Here is a 17886-nt window from a genome sequence, read left to right on the forward strand (position 1 = left end):
CGTAAACCCTCGCTTTGTTTCGTACGACCAGATTGCGGATAGACCAGAGGGATATCGCGAAGGCGATGGTGACTCACTCGTCGCCCGCCGCGCGGGCCACGAGGTGAGCCGCCCGAGGGGAGCGATCTTGTTAGCGAAGATGAAGGATCGGTTGCGGCGCCCCCTTCGGATCGCACGATCGCTACCAGTCGTAGGAAACTCCTTCAGGAAACCCGATCTTGGCCGGGGCCTCGGTCCCGGAGCTGCGCATTACCGCGCCTACGTCGGCCCGCCCGAAGATTATGATCTCATCGGCGGGATACAGGTCGGCCTTCTGCTCGCCGCCGGACTGCGCGAACGCCACATTCTCGCCGATCTCGGCTGCGGATCACTTCGTGCCGGCCGGCTACTCATTCCTTACCTCGCACCCGGTCACTATTTCGGCCTCGAACCCAATCGCTGGCTGATCGAGGAGGCGGCGACACGGGAACTCGGCGCCGATCTGTTCAGACAACGCAAACCGGTGTTCCTTCACACCAACGACTTCGGACTCTATCGGTTCGGTGTGGAGTTCGATTACGTACTCGCTCAGAGTATTTTTTCCCACACTTTTCCCGATCTGCTGATGACCGCGCTCCGTCGGGTCGAGGAAGCCTTGGCTCCGGGCGGGTTCCTGCTCGCGACCTATTTCGACGGCGAGGGGCCTCGGGAGCGATCGGGCTGGCTCTATCCGGGTTGCGTGACCTACACCTGGGCCGAGCTGTGCGAAATCTTGGATCGATGTGGCCTCGCGGGCTACCCGATCGACTGGCCGCATCCTTATCAGCAGTGGTTCCTCGCCGCCCGGCACATTGATGGGGCAGCGGCGGCGGCGTTGGCCACGGCGATTCGTTCACCACGCGCGGACGCGTTACGCCGGGTCGGGCAGGCGGTGGGCCCGACGCGAATCGAGCCGGATCCCGGCGTCGGGGTGCAATAACGCGGCCAGTGCCTCCACCCCCTCGACGAGGCGTGGGCCAGGGCGGGCGAAGGACGCGCTCGCGTCCACGGCCCACACCGGCACCCCGCGCGGCAGCCGGCCTTCCGCGACCACCGCCTCCGCGAGTGACACCGATCCTGGGAGGTCATACCCGCAGGGCGCGCACACCACGACCTCCGGTGCCGCGGCGGCGACCGCCTCCCAGGTGGTGCGCTTCGAGCGTTCGCCAGCCCGGCCGAGCACCGGCATCCCACCCGCCCGCGTGACCATCTCCGGGATCCAGTGGCCCGGGGCGAACGGCGGATCTGTCCATTCGAGAACCATCGTGGGTACGCGGCGCCGGCCGCGTACCGCCACCTCGACCGCGTCCAGGCGGGACCGAAGCCCGGCAACCAACGCTTGCGCGGCGTCCTCCCGGCCAACGGCCAGACCAAGCTGGACGAACGAACCCAGCACCTGCTCGAGGTCCTGCGGGTCGAGCGTGAGCACCTGCGCCCGGCACCCGAGGTAGGACAGGGCATCATCGACGACGGACACATCAACGGCACACACCGCACACAGGTCCTGCGTGACGACGAGGTCAGGGTCCAGTCCGCTCAGCGCCCCCTCGTCGAGATGATAGAGATCCTCGCCGGCTGCCATCCGGGCCGCGACGACCGCATCGATCTGCGCCGGCGGCAGCCCCTCCGGTAATGCGCTGGTGGAGACGACCCGCCGGGTACGAGCCTGCGGCGGGTAGTCGCACTCGAAGGTCACCCCGACGACGCTGTCACCCGCGCCGAGGGCGAACAGCGCCTCGGTGGCCGATGGGAGCAACGACACGATCTTCAACGGACGCCCCATCTGAACGAGCGTAGCTCCCATCGGCGCCGGTCACGGTGAAGACATGTCACCGACAAACGGGCATATCTCTTACTGGGTCAGCGGATCGGTGATTCGTAGACGAACAGTTCGGTGCCCGCGGTCTCCTCACCATCGTCGGGTGCGGCGAGCAGGCGCAGCTTGTTACCGGCCACCTCGAGTGCAACCGGGTTACGGGTCATCACGTGGCCGGCAGTGGAGAACTCCGGGAACGGAACCTCATGCAGGATCCGGTTGTCGCGCAGGTCGCGCAGCACCAGTCCACCAAGCTCGTAGCTACCGCCTTCGGGGCGGGCCAGACCGGTGACGCCGGAGCAGATCTGCTTACGCCAACCGGCGTAATCGCAATCCTGGTAATCGATCAGGTGGTCCTCGTTCGCCTGCTTGGTGAGCTGGCGACCGCTCCGCGTCCAGGAGTACAACGTCCGCGAACCCCAGCTCACGCCGTGGACATTGCCGCTGACCCGGTCGCGAACCACCCCACCTACGTGGTCGGCTACCCGGAACTCTTCAGAAACTTGGTACGTCGTGGGGTCGAGCCGATAGACGATTGCCTTACTGTTCGGGCGATACTCGGCGACCGGCACCCACACCGACGTGCCGTCGAAGTCGATGCCGCCCGGGTGATAAACGGTGCCCTCGCCGAGCTTCACGTCCTTGAGCAGCTTCCCCTGCCGGTCCAGGACGAGCACGTGTCCGACGCCCTTGCCCGGCGTACGGTCGTATCCGTCAACGGGCTCCGGGTATCGCACCGGCGCTTCGATGATCTCCACGGTCGACAGGAAGATCTTGTCGCCGACTAGCGCCAAGCCCTGCGGATGGTACGTGGGGAAGCGCAGCGGGATCTTCTGCACTCGCGTCCATACCGTCGACCGGGTGGTCTGGGCCAAGGCGGCCGTTACCCGATCGTCGCGGTGCTGCTCCTCGGCCTGTGCCGACGTCGCGAGCAAGGCCGCTGCTGCCAGGGATCCAGCGAGGCCCACCATGAGCGCGCGTCGCATGTCGTTCCTCCTCAGGTTGCGCGTATCTGCCACCGGATCGTGGAGGTCCTTGCTGGCGGTGCGGTTGCGTACGCGTGTCCGCTGGCGGAAGTCTTGGGGCTGGTCGCAGACGCCTCGGGACAACGGTCCCGGATCTAGCTGCCAAACCGCGCGGCCAGCGCCGAGAGAAACGCCACGACGCCGGCGGGCCCGTCGACCACGATGTCCGCCCGCTCGGCCAACGCGGTCACCTCGGTCGATCCCGAGCACACGAGCAATCCGTCGAGCCCCTCGGAACGCAGTTCCTCCACCGCGTCGTACGCCGGAAGGTCTCCGAGGTCATCGCCGGTGTAGCTCACGGCGCGGACACCCACCTCGGCAACCAGACTCCGCAGTGCGGTGCCTTTGTGCATGCCCGCCGGCTTCAGCTCGAGCACCATCCGCCCCGGTTGCACAGAAAGACCGTGCGCAGACGCAAGCTCCGTCAGCGGCTCGGTGAGCAGGGCGCCAGCTGCCGCGGGATCCGCGGCTCGCCGGAAGTGCACCGCGACCGCGCGTCCCTTGTCCTCGATCGCAGTCCCGGGCGGCGCACCCAACCGCGAGAGCAGCTCCGGCAATCCCCGGCGTACCTCCTCCACGCCGGGATCAACCGACGGCGCGGTGATCTCGCCCGTACGCGCGTCCCAGCGTTCCTCGCCGTAGTGGCCGACGACCAGCAGGCCGGCGAGCTCAGGGACACCCGCGAAACCTCCGAGGCGTACGACGACCTCGGCCGGGCGGCCCGTCACGATCGCCAGGGCCCGGAAGTGCGGCGCGAGCCGTGACAGCGCGGGGACCACCGCCGGATGCGCGAAGGCGCGCTCAGGATCGTCGACGATCGGCGAGAGGACGCCGTCGAAGTCGAACGCCAGCATCGCCTCGCCGGGGTGCTCGACCAGCGCGCGGAGTCCGGCCACGCCAGCCGGCGTCCGCGGCTGCGGCAGCTCGCCAGAGACCGTCATCGGCAGCAGGCGGAAGGAATGGGTCAGACCTCGACGCCGAGCCGGCGAGCGGCGCGCGCCCGCTGGCGGCTTGACCGCAACCGGCGCAACCGCTTCACGAGGAGCGGGTCGAAGGCCAGCGCGTCCGAGCGGTCGATGAGGGCGTTGAGGACCTGGTAGTAGCGGGTCGCTGACATTCCGAACTGGTCGCGGATCGCCTGCTCCTTGGCGCCGGCGTACTTCCACCACTGGCGCTCGAAGGTGAGGATCTGCTGGTCACGCTCGGAGAGTTCCTCTCCACCGCGTGCCGAGGCCTCTGCGGTAGACGCGCTCGGCGTGGTGCCTGGCCCCGTAGCTGGATCCATTGCAGCGTCCATACCCAAGCGTTCCCTCCGGTTCGATCAGCAGCGACAGTCATGGTACGCACCGAACCACAACTGTGTCATTCGCCGTGGCGAGGTTGGCCGATCGGCCCGCAATGGTCCACCGTACGGTGCACCATTGCTCGATGTCCCTTGATCCCTCGCCATCGACGGCCGACGCGGCCGAGCTCGACGCCCACGCTCTCGGTCGCCGCTACGCGTCCGGGGCCACCTCCGCGGCCGACGTGGCCGCCACGCTCCTACGCCGGATCGAGGAGATCGACAGGTCCGGCCCCACCCTCCGATCGGTCATCGAGACCAACCCGGACGCTGCCGCACTCGCCGCCGAGCTCGACAGCGAACGCGCGGACGGCCGGGTACGCGGCCCCCTGCACGGTATCCCGGTCCTGGTCAAGGACAACATCGACACCGCGGACGGCATGCACACGACCGCGGGCTCCCGCGCGCTCCTCGACAGCCGGCCGCTCGCGGACGCGCCCCTGGTCAGTGCGTTGCGCGCGGCCGGGGCGGTCATCCTTGGCAAGGCCAACCTGTCGGAGTGGGCGAACTTCCGTTCCATCTACTCCTCGTCCGGATGGAGCGCCGTCGGCGGGCTCGGCGTCAACCCGCACGCTCTCGACCGGTCGGCTGGTGGGTCGTCGTCCGGTTCCGCGGCGGCGGTCGCTGCCGGGCTCGCGCCGCTGGCGGTCGGTACGGAGACGGACGGGTCGATCGTCTGTCCCGCATCCCTGTGCGGGGTGGTCGGCATCAAGCCCACCGTCGGCCTGATCCCGCGTACCGGAATCGTCCCCATCTCGCACAGCCAGGACACGGCGGGTCCCATCGCCCGGACGGTGGCCGACGCCGCCCTCCTGCTCGGCGTGCTCGCCGGCACTGCGAGCGACGACCCGGCCACCCTCCAGCGCGGCCGTACGGCGCACTCCGACTACACGGGATTCTGCCGCCGCGACGGTCTGCGCGGCGCTCGGATCGGCCTGCCCCGCAAGGGACTGTGGGGGTACGCACCGCGCGCGGACGCCCTCGCGGAGCAGGCGGTCCGGCTGCTCGCCGCCGAGGGTGCGACCATCGTCGACCCGGCCGACCTGCCGGTCGTCAGCGACCTCAGCTCCAGCACCTGCGAGGGCACGGTGCTGACGACGGAGTTCAAGGTCGACATCGAGGCGTATCTCGCCACCCGCGGTCCGGGCGCGCCGCGAAGCCTCGCCGACCTGATCGCGTTCAACGAGGCAAACGCGGACACCGAGCTCCAGTACTTCGGGCAGGAACGCTTCGAGGACGCGATGAACACCCGTGGCCTCGACGACCCCGCCTACCTCGAAGCCCTCGCGACCTGCCGCCGGCTCGCGCGCGCGGAGGGGATCGACGCGGCACTTCGCGCCCACGACCTCGACGCATTGGTGATGCCGGCCTACCCGCCGGCCTGGAAGATCGACCTGGCGAACGGCGACCACCTGTCCGGCGGCTGTTCCCAGCCGGCCGCGCTGGCTGGCTATCCGGTGGTCTCGGTGCCGTGCGGTGTCACCGACGGCCTTCCGGTGGGGCTCGCCTTCATGGGTACGGCGTGGAGCGAGCCGACGCTGATCAGGTTGGCGTACGCCTTCGAGCAGGCGCTCGACCTGTCGCTCCGGCCGGGGTACCGCCCGCCAGCGGCCGGCTGACCGGAGTGGGCATTCCGGATGCTGAGAAATCGAGGACGAACCCCTGGCAAGTTCAACGCCGGTCAGCAGGCGCAGAGGCAGAACGGGTGACCGACCGGGTCGAGGAACACCCGGAACGTCGTACCCGGTTGGTAGTCCGCCTTGCGGGCACCAAGCTCGAGGACCTGCTTCTCCGCCACATCGAGGTCGGTCACCTCAACGTCGACATGGGCCTGCTGCGGCCGCTCTTTGCCCGGCCAGATCGGCGGCTGCCAGTCATCCGCGCGCTGGAACGCCAGGCCGACACCGTCGTCGCCGCGCAGCGTCACCCAGTCGCCGTCGCCGTCGAGCGAGCCGCCGATGACCGAGCGATAGAACTCCGCGAGCGACCTGGGCTCTGGGCAGTCGAGCGCGACCACTCCGAGTTTGCCGACAGCCATGGGGACCTCCTGAGTTTTCGACCTTTGCTCCGAAACCTGCGTACGCATTATGGCGGTTACGGCGACCGAATATCAACCGGCATCACGTTTTTACTGGTGTCGATCCACCCCCCGCCCCAGCGCTGCGCGGAATGATCACGTTTACGTGGTCATTACCTGCCTCGCACGGTGTCGGTGCCATGTGAAGCAGGGAATGACCACGTAAACGTGATCATTCCGGGCCCCACGAGGGGCCGGTACCGGACGGCTTCCGACCAAGGGTTGAACGGATCCCGACTCCGGCCGGTGGCACCCAAGTAGCGTCCAGGACAGGGTGCGCCCAAGACCCGCGCCCTGGCAGCAACCGGAAGCCAACAGGAAAGGGAGTCGTATGCACCCCCGGATCCGCTGGGGCATCGTCGCGACCGGAAACATCGCCACCGTCTTCGCCCGTGACCTCGCCCTGCTCGCCGACCACGAGGTGGTGGCCGTCGGGTCACGAAGTCTCGAGCGGGCGAAGACGTTCGCCGAGAAGTACGACGTACGCCGGGCCTACGGGTCGTACACCGAGGTGGCCGATGACCCCGACGTCGATGTGGTCTATGTCGCCACACCGCACTCGGACCACCTGGCCACCGCGCGGTACGCGATCCAGGCCGGAAAGGCGGTGCTCTGCGAGAAGGCACTCACGGTCAACGCCGCGGAGGCGCGGGAGCTGATCGCCCTCGCCCGGGAGAAGCAGGTCTTCCTGATGGAGGCCATGTGGATGCGTTGCAACCCGCTTCACCTGCGGCTTCGTGAGCTGGTCGCGGCCGGCGCCATCGGCGAGCCCCGCTCGGTGCAGGCGAGCCTCGGTTTCCTCGCCACGTACGACCCGAACGACCGGTTGTTCGCTCCGGAGCTTGCCGGCGGGGCCCTCCTCGACGTCGGCGTCTATCCGGTGAGCCTGGCCCACCATCTACTGGGGGCACCGCGGAGTGTCCGCGCGACGGGAACCCTCGCGCCGACCGGCGTGGACGCCACGGTCGGGATGCTGCTCGACTACGACGGTGACGCGGTCGCCAACCTGACCGGCTCGCTCACCGGCTCCCTCCCCAACACCGCCTCGGTCGCCGGCACCGACGGCTGGATCGACCTGCCGCGCAGTTTCCACGACACCCACCAGTTCACCCTCCACCGGCCGGACGGCGAAGATCCGGAGACGTACGCCGTCGAACTCCTCGGCGTCGGGTACACCTACGAGGCCATGGAGGTCGCCCGCTGCCTCCGGGACGGGTTGCTCGAGAGTCCCCTGGTGTCCTGGGCCGACAGCCTGGCGGTCATGGAGGTGCTCGACGCGGCCCGCGGCCAGCTCGGAGTCCGTTATCCAGGTGACGACGCTACGTAGACGTCAAGATGCTCTACGTGTGGAGGTGTACGGATCTCCCGAGGATCCCGCGCCGCTCGCCGCGTGGATCCAGCCCCTCACGAGGTTCGCCCGTCCGGGCCCGCCCCCACTGGGTGGATCCAGCCCTACCCCGCTCGTCCACGTAGTGTCGAGTAGGAACCAACTGAGGGAGTTGAGACCCAGTGCCCGCCGACATCCCGGCGCCGTCGCGAACCACTCCGTCCACGACCACGGCTCTCCCAAGAGGATCGTCACCTAGCCCGTCAGCCGGCGCGCCACTCGCACCCGCCGCCCCACTCGCACCTGCTGACCCGCTCGCACCCGCTGACCCGTTCACACCGGCCGTCGCGACGCAGGGCACCGAAGTAACGCCGGCCGAGACGACGACCTCCGCACCCAGCACGGATAAGAAGCGGGTCCGCCCGAACTCGGCCAAGTCCGCGTTCGTCGTCGTCGCCAACCGCCTGCCCGTCGACCGGACGGACAGGCCCGACGGCACCACCACCTGGCGCCGGAGTCCGGGTGGGCTCGTCACCGCCCTCGACCCCGTGATGCGCGCCAACAAGGGTGCGTGGATCGGCTGGGCGGGCGGCACCGGCGAGGCACCCGCGCCCTTCGACGAAGCCGGCATGCACCTCGTCTCGGTCCCTCTCTCCCAAGACGACGTGGAGATGTACTACGAGGGCTTCTCCAATGCCACCATCTGGCCGCTCTACCACGACGTCATCGCTCCGCCCGTCCACCGCCGGGAGTGGTGGGACTCCTACGTGCAGGTCAACCGCAGGTTCGCGGAGGCAGCGGCGGCCTCGGCCGGTTTCGGCGCCCTGGTCTGGGTGCACGACTACCAACTCCAGCTCGTGCCCGAGATGCTGCGCGAACTCCGGCCCGACCTGCGGATCGGCTTCTTCCTGCACATCCCGTTCCCGCCCGTCGAGCTGTACGCCCGACTGCCGTGGCGCCAGCAGATTCTGCGCGGCCTGCTCGGCGCCGACCTGATCGGGTTCCAGCGACCCGGTGCCGCCTCGAACTTCATCCGGCTGACCCGTCGCCTGCTCGGCTACCAGACCCAGCGTGACCGGATCTTCCTGCCCGACGGCCGGGTCGTCCATGCGCGTTCGTTCCCCATCTCGATCGACGTCGGCGAGTTGGAGGAGATCGCCCGCCGGCCCGAGACGGAGCGTCGAGCCTGGGAGATCCGCGAGGAGATCGGCGCGCCGGTCAAGATCCTGCTCGGCATCGACCGGCTCGACTACACCAAGGGGATCGCCGAACGCATCTACGCGTTCTCCGAACTCCTCGACGAGGGGCTGCTCACGCCCGACGAAGCGACGTTCATCCAGATCGCGACGCCGAGCCGCGAACGCGTCGAGCAGTACCAACTCCTGAGGGACGAGGTCGAGCTCGCGGTCGGCCGGGTCAACGGCGTACACGGCCGGATCGGGCGACCCGCCGTGACGTACCTCCATTCCTCCCACGACCGTTCGGAGCTGGCCGCGTTGTTCCGGACCGCCGACGTCATGGTGGTGACGCCGCTGCGGGACGGCATGAACCTCGTCGCCAAGGAGTACGTCGCCTGCCGTTACGACCACACCGGAGTCCTCCTTCTCAGCGAATTCGCCGGCGCCGCCGACGAGTTCCGGCAAGCTCTTCTCGTGAACCCATACGACGTGGACGGGCTCAAACGCTCAATCCTCGAGGCGCTGCGGATGGAGCCGCGGGAGGCGACCCGCAAGATGCGGGCGATGCGGCGGCATCTCGTGGAGCACGACGTCGACCGGTGGGCGAGTTCGTTCCTTTCTGCCCTGACGGAGGGGACCCACCCATGACCGACCCTCGGCGCCCTTCACGGCGCCCGGCGGACGCAGGCCCGGCCCCGGCGGAGTCCCCGACCGGACGCCGGGTGCTGGCGCTCGACCTTGGGTCCTCCTCCGTCCGAGCCGTGGTCTGCGACGCCCGGGCCGAACCCATCCCCGGGCTGCTCGCCCGGGCCGGCGTCCAACCGCAGCAGGATGACGACGGGCGGGGAGAGCTTGATCCCGACGCCTATGTCGCGGGGCTCGTCAGCTGTCTCGACCAGCTCGCGGAGGGCGGCGCGCTCGACGGCGTCGAACTCGTCGCCACCTCGTCACAGTGGCACTCCCTGCTCGCCGTGGGGCCGGACGGCGTACCCCGTTCGGCCGTCCTCACCTGGCTGGACACCCGGGCGCAGCCAGATCCCGGGCGGCAGCCCGCCGACCCGGACGCCTTCCACGCGCGGACCGGCACCTGGGTTCACCCGTTGTACTGGACGGCGAAGGTTCCATGGCTGCGCGGCCAGCTCGGCGCCCAGACTCCCCTGCGGTTTCTCGGTCTTCCTGACTATGTCCGCGCCGTACTGCTCGGCACCGACGCGACCTCGGCATCCGTCGCGTCCGGCACCGGACTCCTGGACCTCGACCGGCAGTGCTGGGACCCCGAGGCACTCGACCTCGCCGGCCTGGCACCGACCGCCGTCGAGCTGCCGCTGATCGACGACACGCCCCGCCGGCTCGCTCCCCGCTGGCGCGACCGGTGGCCTGCGCTCGCCGACGCCCAGTGGACCGCGGTGCTCGGGGACGGTGCCGCCTCCAACCTCGGCAGCGGCTGCGCTCAGGCCGATGCCGTCGCGGTGACGGTTGGTACGTCCGCGGCGCTGCGCGTCGTTCACGGTCCCAACGTTCCTCCGCCCCCACCGACGGTCTGGCGCTATCGGGTGGACGCCGAACGCCTGGTCAGCGGCATCGCGTTCTCGGGCGGCGGGGTCCTCCACGCCTGGGCGGTCCGGCTCCTCACCCTCGGTCCCGACACCGAACCCACCATCCCGCCGGGCGCGAGCGGCCTCGTATCGATCCCCCTGCACGCCGGCAGCCGGCCGCCTGGGTCGATGCCCCCTGGCTCGGGCCTGGTGGCGGGACTGTCGCTCGAGACTTCCGCTGAGGACCTCCTCGCCGCCACGATGGAGGGCGTGGCCCTCGAAGCGGCCCGAGCTCTGGATGTGCTGGAGAAGTCGTTCGGCGCAGAGCTGGACGTCGTACTCGGCGGTGGCGCGGTGCACGCCTCGCCGTGGTGGCAGCGCGCGTTCGCCGCGACGTTCGACCGCCGGGTGCGTATCGCCGACGACCCGGAGGTGGGTGCCCGCGGCGCTGCCGCCCAGGCACTCGGACTGGACCTGCCGCGGCCGGGTCCGCTCCTTGGTCCTGATCCTGACGACGCCGCGCGGATGGCCACGGTCCGCGCCCGCTATTCACGACTTCGTGACGTATGGGGAGGAATTTGATGCGGCGACAGGCACTGCGGGAACCCCTCGCAATCACCTGCGTCTGAACGAAAGCCGCACCGCCGTCGCTCGTGCGGAGTTTCCGCACCTGCCGGCTACCAGGCAAGATGATGCTCCGCAACGGAAGGGGCACATGGAGTGACAAGGCCAGCCGAGCGGGAGCGCCTCGAAGCGTTGCTCGACCTCACGGGGAGCGGCGTCGTGCTCGTCGACGCCGCTGCTCGGATCAGAATCTGGAACGCCGCCGCCGAGTCGATCCTTGGCTGGTCCGCTGACGACGTTCTCGGTCAGGACGCGGGCGAGGCGATGGCCGCCATCGAGGGCGCGAACGCCGGGGAACTCCTCGCCCGGACCCGCGCCAACGGCACCTGGGAAAGCACTGTCCACCTGCGCCACAAGAACGGCGAGCCCGTGCTCTGCGCCGTCCGCGCCCGCGCACTCGACGGCTCTCCGGACGGCCCCAGTCCCAAGGTCGAGGTCGCCGCCCGCGTCGGGGGCGCGGAGTCACTGGCCACCGCGGCCGAGAGCGTACTCAGTGCATCCTCGCTCAGTTCCGCCGCCGGCGACGTGCTCGTCGTCCTTGCCGAACTCGACGAACTCGACGGGCTCGACGAACTCGGCGGGCTCGACGACCGGCGTACCAACTCCCGCCGAGACGACGACGAACGCGCCGCGCTCCTGCGTGCCGAACGCGCCGCCCGGGCGGAGCTCGAGCATGTCCGCGACCGGCTGGCGTACGTCGTCCACGCGAGCAGCCGGTTGGCCTCCTCGCTGGACGTCGGTATGACCCAGGAAACGGTGGGCGACCTGGTGGTCCCGCGGTTCGGTCAGCTCTGCATCATCGACCTCTGGGACGGCCGACGCCTCGACCGGGTCTACGTCCGCGACGCCGATCCAGCCCGGCAGGAGCTCGCCCACGCGGTCCTGAAGCTCGGCGGCACCCACCGCGACGACCACCCTGCCATCCGGGCGGTCCTCACCGGCCGGCCCAGCGTGGTCAACGCCACCGATCCACGGGTCACTGCCCTGATGTACGACGACCCGCAGTCCCGCGAGATCGTCCAGGAGGCCACGCAGGGACGGGGCTTTGTGTCAGTCCCCCTCATCACCCGGGGACGCGTCATCGGCGTCCTCACCCTGCTCGGACCGGGTCAGGCGTACGACCGCGAACTCGAACCCGGCGAGGACCTCCCCGTCCTCGAGCAGATCGCGACCAGGGCCGCCCAGAGCATCGAGAACGCCCGGCTCTTCGACGCCGAACGCCGCCTCGCCCGCAACCTCCAGGACAGCGAACGCCGCCAGCGCCGCGCGGCCCTCACTCTCCAGCGGAGCCTCCTCCCCGCCTGGACCCACCAGCCGGCCGAACTCGAGGTCGCGACCAGATACTTCCCCGGCGCCGAGGAGGCGGAGGTGGGTGGCGACTGGTACGACGTGATCCCGATCGCCGCCGGCCGGACCGCCCTGGTGATCGGCGACGTGATGGGGCGAGGGCTGCGGGCGGCGACCCTGATGGGGCAGGTACGCACCGCCGTCCGCGCGTACGCCCGCCAAGACCTGCCCCCGAAGGAGATCCTCGACCTCCTCGACGGTGTGGTCGGCGATCTGGGCGAGGCGGAGATCGTCACGTCGGTGTACGCCGTCTTCGACCGGGTGCGGCGGACGCTGACCTACGCCTCGGCGGGCCACCTGCCGATCCTGGTCGTCAACCGCGCGGGCCGGGCCCGGCGGCTGGACCACGAGGCCGGGCTCCCGCTCGGCGTGGGCACCTGCGCGGCGCCCGAACATGTCGTCACGGTCCCTGAGGGAACCATGGTCGCGTTCTACACAGACGGGCTGGTCGAGCACCGCCAACGCGATGTTGACGCGGGTATCGACGAACTCGTCGACGCGCTCGCCAAGGCGTCGGGCACCCTCGAAGGCATGTGCGACCAGGTCATCGACGCACTACGACCGCCGGCGGGGTACGACGATGACGTGGCCCTCCTCCTCGCCCGGGCCCGCCAGCCGTAGGAACATCAGAGGCGCCACGATGCCGGGCGAAACAGTGCCGGACAAAGCAGTGGCGGACGAAGCAGCGGAGACTCTTCCGTGTTCTGACCCGGAAAGGTCTCCACTGCCTCACGGCCTAGCGCAGTACGACGAACGCGCCGCGGCTCTCACCACCGTCCGGCAGGCGCCAGCTGACGTTGACGTATCCCCTGACCCCGGTGACCCCGAGTGTGGTGGTCTCGGACGTGGCCTGGTCCGGTCGGAGGGCGCGGGTCACGTCGATGGTCAGACGTCCGGCTGGCGTGCGGTTTGGCTGCGCCTCCGGACTGGTTTCCACCGCGAGGTGGGTGCCGTGCGGACCGTTGGTGACGACCGCCGACTCGACCACGGGCGAAAAGCCGGCGCCGGTGAAGGAAACGATGACCGACCGGTCGGCGGTGTCGCTCAGGCTCTGCGCCTGCGGCTCGACTTGGCCCTGGAGCAGGGCGAGCAGCCCCGCGACGAGGACCGGATCGTGGGTACCGTCGTACACCCACCGCCGTCCCAGCACCCCGTGCTCGGACGTGCCGATGAGGGCCTGCTCGGCACCGTCGAGCGGCGCGCCGCGGTACGTGAGGGGTAGGTGGTACGACGCGGGCCGCTCGCCGGAGGTGTCGGTGACGACCATGAACTCGATCCCGACCTCGCCCTGGGGGTCATCGAGACGGAAACCCCCGACCTTCGTCAACTCGGGCTTGCGCTCCGTGCTGGCGTACCACGGTTGTGTGGGAAGCCAGGGCTCGAGCAACTCCAGCTTGGTGGGCTTCATGGTCGTGTGGTGGATGACAGCCATCCCTCATGATTGCCAGACCTGGGCAGCGTCCCTCAACTGGGTCGGCCCAGCCGCAGCATCGAGAGCCCAGCGTGGCGTCGCGGTGACAACCACCCTCGGGAGATCACACGTCGCTCGAAGCTGCCGACGAGGTGCTTCCTCGGATCAAGGACTACCTCACTCGACACCAGGGCGAGGAGACCACCCCCCTGCTGGTCGCCGACAACGACCGGAAGGAAACCCTGGAGGTTCCTCTTGCCGCGGTGGCCTTGCTCGCTCGAATCCTTGCTCACATGGCGGCCGGCCGAGGTGTCTCCGTTATTCCGGTCCATGCCGAATTGACCACTCAACAGGCGGCCGACATGCTCAATGTGTCGCGTCCGTTCCTGATCAGCCTGCTGGACGCAGGCGAGATCGACTATCACACGGTGGGCAGCCACCGGCGGGTTCGCGCGGAATCACTTCTTGACTACCGCCGTCGCGACGACGAACGCCGACGGATGGCCGCCGACGAGCTCTCGACACTCTCGCGTGACCTAGGCCGTGTTGCTAAAGGAAGCTGGTGAGCCGGGTGCACCCCAGTCCTCGGCGTCGAGCAGCGTCATTCCCAGCACGGGCCACGCCTCCCGCCTGCGACGGTGCAGCCGCGTGGTGTCCATCTCGCTGCGTAAGCTGTTGGCTCGTATGCCCGTCTGTGATGTCTATGCGCACACTGACGGTTTCCCGTTCGACCCGAAGGACTGAGCCGTGCCCGACCGACCTGAGATTGTCTGCATCTGCGGCTCTACCCGGTTCGTGGACGAGATGAGCGCGGCGAACCGTGATCTGACCTTCGCAGGTGTCATCGTCGTCGCGCCAGGCGTCTTCCTGCGCGCCGAGGATCACGAAGCAGACGAGTTGATCACCAACGAGCAGAAGACCGCGCTGGACGCCCTCCACCTGCGCAAGATCGACCTGGCTGACCGGGTTCTGGTCGTCAACCCAGGCGGGTATATCGGCGAGTCCACGAGCAGGGAGATCGCATACGCCCACGCCACCGGCAAGCCGATCTCGTTCACCGATCCCGTCTGACCAGTAGACGCTTCGTGGTGCGCGCGGGCAACGAGTTTCGGTCAGCCTCGGAGCGTGTTGCTAGGGGGTCTTCGAAGTCGTCGGGCGCAGCCTTGTGCTTGTGTCGCGTGACGTGATCTCTGATGAGGCGTGGGCCGTGCTCGGGCCTCTGTTTCCCGCTGTGAAGGCTACGGGCCGTCCGCCGGTAGACCGACGCTCGGTGGTCGAGGCGACGGCGTGGCGGTTTCGCACCGGGGCGCCGTGGCGTGATCTGCCCGAGCGATTCGGGAGCTGGAACACGATCTACAAGAACTTCGACCGCTGGTCGACGGCCGGGGTCTGGGCGCGCGTCCTCGAGCAGGTCCAGGCGATGGCTCACCAGGGCGGCGACGTCGACTGGATCGCGTCGATCGACTCCACGATCGTGCGTGTCCACCAGCACGGCGCGACCCTGCCCAGGGACACAGGGGGCACGGTCGAACTACAAGAAGTTCGGAGATGAACCCGCTGATCACGCGATCGGCCGCTCCCGTGGCGGGTTGACGACCAAGACGCACCTGGTCGCCGACGGCAAGGGGCGGGCGCTGGCGTTCGACCTGACCGGTGGCCAGGTCGCGGACGGCAAGGGGCGGGCGCTGGCGTTCGTCCTGACCGGTGGCCAGGTCGCGGACGGCAAGGGGCGGGCGCTGGCGTTCGTCCTGACCGGTGGCCAGGTCGCGGACACGACCATGCTGCCCGACACGCTCGACGAGATCCGCGTGGCCGGCGCGACCGGACGGCCACGTCAGCGCCCGGACCGGCTGCTGGCGGACAAGGGCTACCCGTCCAGGGCGAACCGGGCGTGGCTGCGCGAGCGCGGCATCGCCACGACGATCCCGGAACGTGACGACCAGATCGCCCACCGCCGCAAGCGACCTGGCCGCCCGATCGACTTCGGTGACGAGGTACCGGGGCCGCAACGTCGTCGAGCGCTGCTTCAACAAGCTCAAGCAGTGGCGTGGGCTCGCGATGCGATCAGACAAGACCGCCCGCAACCACCACTCCGGTCAGTGCCTCGCCGCCACACTCCACTGGGTCCAGACCTTTAGCAACATGGCCTAGAGGTGTAGCCATGTGTCGTTCGTCGTCGTCTACGACGCCGACGTGCTCTACAGGAGCAGCGTCCGCGACCTACTCATCCGGGTCGGACAGTCGGGCCCTGTCCAGGCCAAATAGTGGAATGTCGAGGCCAAGCATCCGGACGAGTTCGTGCTCGACCAGATTGACCTCGACGAGGCAGCCGTCGCAGCGGCAATACAGCAGATAGCCGATGCGTGGCGTGCCGGCACGACTATCGACGACGTTCTCGCCAGCCTCGAATGTGACGGGCTCGTCGAATCTGTCGCAGCTCTTCGAAGCTAGCGCCCGCAGCCGGGGCCGGTCTGGGAGTACTGACTCGGTCAGCGGGCGACGTTCTCGGTGCCGTCGAGGGTCGCGAGCTCACTCCGGCGAGGCAGGCCTTCCCAGTCCCCCGACACCGACACCGCGAACGCGCCGCAGACGTTGCCGCGCCGCAGTCGCTCCGCCGGCGCCAGGCCGTCGAGCCGGGCCGACAGGTATCCCGCCACGAACGCGTCGCCCGCACCTACCGGGTCGATGAGGCTCACGGCGAGCCCCGGCGACGAGACGGCCGCACCATCGATAACGGCGTACGCTCCCGCGGCACCGAGTTTGAGGATCACCTCGGACGGTCCGCGCGCGGCGAGTTCCTTGGCCAGGTGGTCTGGTGAGCCCTCGCCGACGACGAGCGTCGCCTCCTCCTCACCGGCGTACACGACGTCCGACTGTTCGACGAGCGCACCCATCGCCGCACCCGCCTCGGCGGGCGACCACAGGGCGGCGCGGTAGTTGAGGTCGAACGACACGAGAACGCCGGCCGCCCGGGCCAACTCCACAGCGCGGTGGACCGCCGCCTTGGCCGAAGGAGACAGGGCCGGCGTGATCCCAGAAAGGTGCAGGCACCTCGCGGACTGGACCAGTTCCGCATCGACGTCCTCGGGCGCAAGCCTCGAGCCGGCCAGCCCGCGACGGTAGTAGCTGACCCGGACCCGGTCGGCGGTCCGGTGCTCGCGCAACATCAGGCCGGTGGGCACCTCGGTCTCGAGACGTACGCGTGACACGTCCACGCCCTCGCCGCGCAAGGCGTCGTTGACAAGCTGGCCGAGCGGGTCGGCGCCGAGCCGACCGATCCAGGCGGTGGCGTGTCCGAGCCGGCTCAGTCCGATCGCGACGTTGGTTTCGGCGCCACCGAAGGAGATCCGGCTCGGTGCGCCCACCGTGAAGGACCCGGTCGTCGTGGCGGCGACCAGCGCCATCGTCTCCCCGAGCGTGACCACATCCACGGTGGGCTGGGCGTCGGTTGAGGAGCCGGTCATGGGCGGGCCACCGCCCCCGTGACGCTCGCCACCAGCGCACGGGCCCGCGCGGAGAGCGCGTCGAGATCACCGCCCGGCTCGCAGGCGTCGGCGACCAACGGACTCCCCACCCCTACGCCGACCGCTCCCGCCGCGAGGTAGGCACCGGCATTGTCGACGTCAACGCCGCCGGTCGGGACCAGCGGGATGTCGGAGAGCGGCCCTCGAACCGCCTTGATGTACGACGGGCCGCCTACTGCGGAAGCCGGAAAAACCTTGACCATCGCGGCACCCGCCCGCCATGCCGTGAGGATCTCGGTGGGAGTCAGCGCGCCCGGAAGGACGGGTACGCCGAGGCGGGTGCCCTCCTCGATGACGTCAACGCAGATGGACGGTGAGATGAGGTACGTCGCACCGGCCTCGACCGCTGCCCGCGCCTGCTCGACGGTGATGACCGTGCCGGCGCCGAGGGCCACGTCGGCCGGCTTGCAAGCGGCGTAGGCGCGGATCGCGTCAGCGACGTCCGGTGCCGTGAACGTGAACTCCACGGCCCGGATGCCGGCCTCGACCAGGACGTCACTCACGTCGGAATACCGGGCCGCTGACGACGACCTCAGAATCGCGACCGCCGGGCACTTCTTCATGGCCTGCTGCAAGCTCATGCGCGTCCTCGCTTCGCTGCGGGCGCACATGAGGCACTTTTCGCGCTGTGTTGGATGATTCGCTCGCTGCGCTCACTCACG

At 69.3% G+C, this 17886-nt stretch carries 18 protein-coding genes and 1 pseudogene; 11 read left to right on the forward strand and 8 right to left on the reverse strand.

What is annotated here, in order from left to right:
- Positions 1-127: 127 nt before the first annotated feature.
- Positions 128-958, forward strand: a complete 831-nt coding sequence (locus B141_RS0106690) for a class I SAM-dependent methyltransferase (protein ID WP_157180839.1) — start codon at positions 128-130, stop codon at positions 956-958.
- On the opposite strand, the gene B141_RS0106695 is transcribed toward B141_RS0106690, so the two are convergent.
- The 4 genes from B141_RS0106695 to B141_RS0106710 form a co-directional block, all read right to left on the reverse strand.
- Positions 890-1801 (reverse strand): ABC transporter substrate-binding protein, encoded by a 912-nt coding sequence (locus B141_RS0106695; protein WP_020574388.1) that lies wholly within the window; start codon positions 1799-1801, stop codon positions 890-892. The two genes, B141_RS0106690 and B141_RS0106695, sit on opposite strands and share 69 nt — an antisense overlap.
- 77 nt (positions 1802-1878) lie before the next feature.
- On the reverse strand, positions 1879-2820 hold the full coding sequence (locus tag B141_RS0106700; protein ID WP_020574389.1) for a DUF6454 family protein: 942 nt from the start codon (positions 2818-2820) through the stop codon (positions 1879-1881).
- A gap of 134 nt (positions 2821-2954) precedes the next feature.
- A complete protein-coding gene (gene otsB / locus B141_RS0106705; RefSeq protein WP_020574390.1) occupies positions 2955-3800 on the reverse strand; it encodes a trehalose-phosphatase in 846 nt (281 codons plus the stop codon).
- A gap of 23 nt (positions 3801-3823) precedes the next feature.
- Positions 3824-4144, reverse strand: a complete 321-nt coding sequence (locus tag B141_RS0106710) for a DUF3263 domain-containing protein (protein WP_020574391.1) — start codon at positions 4142-4144, stop codon at positions 3824-3826.
- A gap of 143 nt (positions 4145-4287) precedes the next feature.
- Between B141_RS0106710 and B141_RS0106715 the strand changes: the two genes are divergently transcribed.
- A complete protein-coding gene (locus tag B141_RS0106715; RefSeq protein WP_237742635.1) occupies positions 4288-5820 on the forward strand; it encodes an amidase in 1533 nt (510 codons plus the stop codon).
- A 62-nt stretch (positions 5821-5882) separates the two neighbouring features.
- Here the strand turns inward: B141_RS0106715 and B141_RS0106720 are convergent, their stop codons facing one another.
- Positions 5883-6239, reverse strand: coding sequence for a VOC family protein (locus B141_RS0106720; protein WP_020574393.1), 357 nt, complete (start codon positions 6237-6239; stop codon positions 5883-5885).
- A 370-nt stretch (positions 6240-6609) separates the two neighbouring features.
- On the opposite strand from B141_RS0106720, the gene B141_RS0106725 reads away from it, so the two are divergent.
- The 4 genes from B141_RS0106725 (at position 6610) to B141_RS45360 (ending at position 12910) form a co-directional block, all read left to right on the forward strand.
- Complete coding sequence (locus B141_RS0106725; RefSeq protein ID WP_020574394.1) at positions 6610-7605, forward strand: Gfo/Idh/MocA family protein; 996 nt, start codon at positions 6610-6612, stop codon at positions 7603-7605.
- 182 nt (positions 7606-7787) lie between these two features.
- Entirely contained in the window at positions 7788-9431 is a 1644-nt protein-coding gene (locus tag B141_RS0106730; RefSeq protein ID WP_020574395.1) for an alpha,alpha-trehalose-phosphate synthase (UDP-forming), read from the forward strand.
- Positions 9428-10900 carry an FGGY family carbohydrate kinase gene (locus B141_RS0106735; protein WP_084678143.1) on the forward strand — a complete coding sequence of 491 codons (1473 nt, stop codon included), beginning with the start codon at positions 9428-9430 and terminating at the stop codon, positions 10898-10900. Before B141_RS0106730 ends, B141_RS0106735 begins: the two co-directional genes overlap by 4 nt.
- A gap of 138 nt (positions 10901-11038) precedes the next feature.
- Positions 11039-12910 (forward strand): SpoIIE family protein phosphatase, encoded by a 1872-nt coding sequence (locus B141_RS45360; protein WP_020574397.1) that lies wholly within the window; start codon positions 11039-11041, stop codon positions 12908-12910.
- 115 nt (positions 12911-13025) lie between these two features.
- On the opposite strand, the gene B141_RS0106745 is transcribed toward B141_RS45360, so the two are convergent.
- On the reverse strand, positions 13026-13697 hold the full coding sequence (locus B141_RS0106745) for a maltokinase N-terminal cap-like domain-containing protein (RefSeq protein ID WP_202805687.1): 672 nt from the start codon (positions 13695-13697) through the stop codon (positions 13026-13028).
- 155 nt (positions 13698-13852) lie between these two features.
- Between B141_RS0106745 and B141_RS39270 the strand changes: the two genes are divergently transcribed.
- From B141_RS39270 to B141_RS53215, 5 genes and pseudogenes are all read left to right on the forward strand, one after another.
- Complete coding sequence (locus tag B141_RS39270; RefSeq protein ID WP_020574399.1) at positions 13853-14266, forward strand: helix-turn-helix domain-containing protein; 414 nt, start codon at positions 13853-13855, stop codon at positions 14264-14266.
- A 181-nt stretch (positions 14267-14447) separates the two neighbouring features.
- Positions 14448-14771, forward strand: a complete 324-nt coding sequence (locus tag B141_RS0106755) for a hypothetical protein (protein ID WP_020574400.1) — start codon at positions 14448-14450, stop codon at positions 14769-14771.
- 112 nt (positions 14772-14883) lie between these two features.
- Positions 14884-15252 carry an IS5 family transposase gene (locus B141_RS51295; protein ID WP_420313577.1) on the forward strand — a complete coding sequence of 123 codons (369 nt, stop codon included), beginning with the start codon at positions 14884-14886 and terminating at the stop codon, positions 15250-15252.
- A 226-nt stretch (positions 15253-15478) separates the two neighbouring features.
- Positions 15479-15712: pseudogene (locus tag B141_RS51300) on the forward strand (transposase); the annotation flags it as partial.
- 286 nt (positions 15713-15998) lie between these two features.
- A complete protein-coding gene (locus tag B141_RS53215; RefSeq protein ID WP_020574403.1) occupies positions 15999-16151 on the forward strand; it encodes a VapC50 family PIN domain-containing toxin in 153 nt (50 codons plus the stop codon).
- Between the two features lie 38 nt (positions 16152-16189).
- Here the strand turns inward: B141_RS53215 and B141_RS0106780 are convergent, their stop codons facing one another.
- A complete protein-coding gene (locus tag B141_RS0106780) occupies positions 16190-17164 on the reverse strand; it encodes a sugar kinase (protein ID WP_020574404.1) in 975 nt (324 codons plus the stop codon).
- Positions 17161-17805 carry a bifunctional 4-hydroxy-2-oxoglutarate aldolase/2-dehydro-3-deoxy-phosphogluconate aldolase gene (locus tag B141_RS0106785; RefSeq protein WP_020574405.1) on the reverse strand — a complete coding sequence of 215 codons (645 nt, stop codon included), beginning with the start codon at positions 17803-17805 and terminating at the stop codon, positions 17161-17163. Before B141_RS0106785 ends, B141_RS0106780 begins: the two co-directional genes overlap by 4 nt.
- Positions 17806-17886 lie beyond the last annotated feature (81 nt).

The sequence above is a fragment of the Actinopolymorpha alba DSM 45243 genome, from assembly GCF_000373925.1.
GTDB classification, from domain to species: domain Bacteria; phylum Actinomycetota; class Actinomycetes; order Propionibacteriales; family Actinopolymorphaceae; genus Actinopolymorpha; species Actinopolymorpha alba.